This window comes from Clostridium celatum, assembly GCF_021412605.1.
GTDB classification, from domain to species: Bacteria; Bacillota; Clostridia; order Clostridiales; family Clostridiaceae; genus Clostridium; species Clostridium celatum.
In genome coordinates this window covers 1-4,013 of the sequence record NZ_JAJKGM010000083.1, presented here as the reverse complement: position 1 = coordinate 4,013, position 4,013 = coordinate 1, and the positions used below count along the sequence as shown (strand labels likewise).

At 28.1% G+C, this 4,013-nt stretch carries 4 protein-coding genes, 2 tRNA genes and 2 rRNA genes; 7 read left to right on the top strand and 1 reads right to left on the bottom strand.

What is annotated here, in order from left to right:
* The 5 genes from rrf (LPC13_RS17265) to LPC13_RS16540 all read left to right on the top strand — a co-directional run.
* Positions 1-73: ribosomal RNA gene (gene rrf / locus LPC13_RS17265) — 5S ribosomal RNA — on the top strand; the annotation flags it as partial.
* Between the two features lie 5 nt (positions 74-78).
* A tRNA-Lys gene (locus LPC13_RS16555) sits at positions 79-154 on the top strand.
* Between the two features lie 228 nt (positions 155-382).
* On the top strand, positions 383-1,339 hold the full coding sequence (locus LPC13_RS16550) for an L-lactate dehydrogenase (RefSeq protein WP_005214705.1): 957 nt from the start codon (positions 383-385) through the stop codon (positions 1,337-1,339).
* A 243-nt stretch (positions 1,340-1,582) separates the two neighbouring features.
* A 5S ribosomal RNA gene (rrf, locus tag LPC13_RS16545) occupies positions 1,583-1,699 on the top strand.
* Positions 1,700-1,704: 5 nt separating this feature from the next.
* A tRNA-Lys gene (locus LPC13_RS16540) sits at positions 1,705-1,780 on the top strand.
* Positions 1,781-1,859: 79 nt separating this feature from the next.
* On the opposite strand, the gene LPC13_RS16535 is transcribed toward LPC13_RS16540, so the two are convergent.
* Positions 1,860-2,627 (bottom strand): signal peptidase II, encoded by a 768-nt coding sequence (locus LPC13_RS16535; protein WP_195245664.1) that lies wholly within the window; start codon positions 2,625-2,627, stop codon positions 1,860-1,862.
* Between the two features lie 169 nt (positions 2,628-2,796).
* On the opposite strand from LPC13_RS16535, the gene LPC13_RS16530 reads away from it, so the two are divergent.
* Complete coding sequence (locus LPC13_RS16530; RefSeq protein ID WP_005215173.1) at positions 2,797-3,600, top strand: pyruvate, water dikinase regulatory protein; 804 nt, start codon at positions 2,797-2,799, stop codon at positions 3,598-3,600.
* A 210-nt stretch (positions 3,601-3,810) separates the two neighbouring features.
* Positions 3,811-3,954: a hypothetical protein gene (locus tag LPC13_RS16525; protein WP_207733723.1), complete on the top strand. Its 144-nt coding sequence runs from the start codon at positions 3,811-3,813 to the stop codon at positions 3,952-3,954.
* Positions 3,955-4,013 lie beyond the last annotated feature (59 nt).

The following is a 4,013-nucleotide window of genomic DNA, read 5'->3' as shown; positions in this document are numbered from 1 at the left end:
CAGGAAAGTTAAGCTCTACAGCGTCAATGGTACTGCATGGGTGACCGTGTGGGAGAGTAGAACGTTGCCAGGTAATATGCGTTATTAGCTCAGTTGGTAGAGCACCTGACTCTTAATCAGGGTGTCCCGGGTTCGAATCCCTGATGACGCACCAAAGTCCTAATCTTAATGATTAGGACTTTTTTTGTATATAATAAAAACTATAGTTATTTAGAAAAAGTAGTTTAATATTAAGATAATAAAATATATGTGCTAGGAAAAGTATGTTATCTATTTTTATCTTTTATATGAATATATTAGTAAATTTAAAGTTAGAACATAGACTAAACTCTAATTTATTGTATAATACAAATTGAGCAATAAATATACGGAGGGCAAAAAGATGGCGTTAAAAAGTAGAAAAGTAGCAATAGTAGGAACAGGGTTAGTTGGATCTAGTACGGCATTTAGTTTAATTACACAAGGTGTGTGTGAAGAAATCTTAATGATTGATTTAAATAACGAAAGGGCTTTAGGCGAAGCTATGGATTTAAATCATTGTATAGAGTATTTAAATAGAAATACTAAAGTCAGAGCTGCTACATATGATGAATGTGGAGATGTGGATATAATAGTAATAACTGCAGGGGCACCACCTAAACCAGGGCAATCAAGAATTGATACATTACATGTTTCAGCAAAAATAGCAGAATCTATTGTTAATCCTATAATGAAAAGTGGATTTAAGGGACATTTCATAATAATATCTAATCCTGTGGATATGATATCATATCATGTGTATAAATTATCTGGATTACCTAAAAATCATATAATAGGAACAGGAACATCGGTTGATTCAGCAAGATTAAAAAACTTTATAGGTCAATTATTAAAAGTTGATCCTAGATGTGTACAAGGATATTCTATGGGTGAACATGGAGACTCTCAAATGATTCCATGGTCGCATATATATGTTGGAGGAAAACCATTCTTAAAGGTTATAGAAGATAATAAGAATAGAATTGGGAATATTGATTTAGATAATTTAGTAATGGATACAGCCAAAGCAGGATGGGAAGTCTATAACAGAAAAGGAACTACATATTATGGAATAGCAACAGCAGCAGTAGCTATAATAAAGGCTATCTTAAATGATGAAAATAAAATAATGCCAGTATCTACATTATTAGATGGAGAATACGGTGAACATAATGTATTTACAGGTGTACCTGTAGTTTTAAATAGTACAGGTGTTAAGGAAGTTGTAGAAATAGAGATGTTGGAAGAAGAAATGAAAAAATTTAATGAATCTAATAATTTTATAAGAAGTTGTATAAGAGAGTTAGGATATAATATTTAAACTTATATAAACTATAGCATATAGTAAGAATGAATTATATATGCTATAGTTTTAACTAATTTATGACATAAATTCATAGAAAAAAATATATTATATGAGTATAATTGGAATATATAATGAATAAAAATAAAAAAATAGAGAAAAATAAAATTATTTTTAAAAAATATGTTGACATATGTATAATAAGTCTATATAATTAGTTCTTGTTGAGAGACAAATCAACAGAAACAAAAAAATAGAATATCTGGTGATGATGGCGTAGAGGAAACACTCCTTCCCATTCCGAACAGGAAAGTTAAGCTCTACAGCGTCAATGGTACTGCATGGGTGACCGTGTGGGAGAGTAGAACGTTGCCAGGTAAAATGGTTTACTAGCTCAGTCGGTAGAGCACTTGACTTTTAATCAAGGTGTCCGGGGTTCGATTCCCCGGTAAGCCACCAAAAATCACTTCTTAATATAGGAGTGATTTTTTAATAAGAACTTGCTTAGCATAATATAAATAAAGAAGAGAGAATGTAATTATACATTCTCTCTTTTTAATATACTATATATATCTTTTTTTACAAATCTGAAAAAATTCTTTAATGAATTTAAATCATCTTTAATAGTTGTTTCTTCATCTTCTTTAAAATATCCACTTGTATAAGCAGCCATAATAAAAAATAGCAATCCTAAGTTTATGTATATATCTTTAAAATCAGCAATAAACAAATCACTTATCCCTATAAAGTCTAGACTACCACCATAGAACACTTTATCAATAAATGAACAAAGGGCGCCAGTGAAGATAAAGACGAAGCACATGTCACTCCAAAAAGTTTTCGTATTTTTATATTTACTATATCTATAAATTTCAAAGAATAAGAATAGTGCTATACCATTAATTAATATTAATATGGGAAAGCTAACATTAAAATTAAATCTTGCATTTAGCCAAGAGCCATGAGTATTTATTATTGGATTAAAAGATAAAAAGTTTGGAATTATTTCAAAATAATTATCAAAGAAATTAAATTTTATTATTATTTTTAAACCTTGATCAATCAACATAAGAATAGCAAATAGAATAAAGAGTGATATATTACTTATTCCGTTAATATATTTATTACTTACTAGATATATAATCCAACCAGTAAATGCAAAAACTATAACTAAAGATAAATTTAGTATTAAAGTATATGAATCTTTAACTCTGCCACTAAAAATCTCAAATATGAAATATATAAGCCACATTGTAGGTAAGATCCCAATTGTAATTAGTTTATCTTTATTCAAAGAATTTTTCATGATGTCCTCCAAGTTTTATATTATAGATTTAATTAATTTTATCATAATAAATATAATAATTCACTATATTAGTAATTTATTCAATAAAATTGGTATAATAGAAAATGAGAGAATTTATAATAATAGTTATTTTGATTAATAGCATTATACAGATAAGGGAGGATATAAAATGTTAACAATTTTTGCAGTATCAGATTCAATAGGTGAAACAGCTGAACAAGTAGCAGAAGCTGCAGCAAGTCAATTTCACAGTGATGTTGAAGTGAGAAGAACACCATATATAAAAACATTAGAGGATGTTGAGGAATTAATAAGTGAAGTATTACAATGCGAATCAGCTATGATTGTATCAACAATAATTACTGTTAATGTAAGAGAGTATTTAACTCAAAAATGTGTCGAATTAAATATATCAGTTATAAATGTATTAGGTCCAATTATAAATATTGCATCATCCATATTAAATAAACAACCACAATATGATCCAGGGGCTATGTGGAAAACTGATGAAGCATATTTTAAGAGAATTGAGGCAATGGAATTTGCTATGCAATATGATGATAGTAAAGATTATAGAGGATTAAAAAATGCAGATGTAGTTCTTATAGGACTTTCTAGAACTTCTAAAACACCACTTTGTATGTATTTAGCTAATAGAGGAATAAAAGCTATAAATATACCCTTAGTGCCAGAAGTGGGAGTTCCTAAGGAATTATATGAAATAGATAAACATAAGATTTTTGGGCTTACAATAAATCCGTTACAATTGATAGAGATAAGAAAACGAAGATTAGACAAATTTCATAGAATACCTACTAATATAGAATATGCAGGTGATGCAAGAATATTAGAAGAGTTTGATTTTGCTGATAAAATAATAAAAAGAATAGGATGTAAAACTATAGATGTTACTCAAAGAGCTATAGAAGATACCGCACTTATAATAATAAAGGCCCTAGGATGTGACAATTAGAAGATATACTATATTTAAGAATATTTTAGTTAGAGGTTATTATATTAAGAAAAAATTTAAGACTTCTAACTAAAATTTTTATATAATTTAAATAAATAATATTATTTGATTAAATTATATAAAATTGTAATAATATGTTGACTTAAAAAATTATTAGTGATATTATAAGGAAGTCGCTGATGACGAGTTTGTTAAACAAGTAAAATCTTGTTGACAGAAAGCGTGAGAAGTGATATGATAAATTTCGTTGCTAACGACAAATTACAACAAACTTTAAAAAAGTTGTTGACAGTAGTCGAAAGTAGTGATAAGATAAAGAAGTCGCTTGAGGGCGATACAGAAAATGGTCTTTGAAAATTGAACAGAATATAGTTAAAGTAAACCAGCAATTCTTTTGAGAGTCTTAAAATAAA

Excerpts from the sequence above, each read along its gene's own strand:
- LPC13_RS16530 (WP_005215173.1), top strand. The coding sequence starts at position 2,797 with ATGTTAACAATTTTTGCAGTATCAGATTCAATAGGTGAAACAGCTGAA.
- LPC13_RS16550 (WP_005214705.1), top strand. The coding sequence starts at position 383 with ATGGCGTTAAAAAGTAGAAAAGTAGCAATAGTAGGAACAGGGTTAGTT.
- LPC13_RS16535 (WP_195245664.1), bottom strand. The coding sequence starts at position 2,627 with ATGAAAAATTCTTTGAATAAAGATAAACTAATTACAATTGGGATCTTA.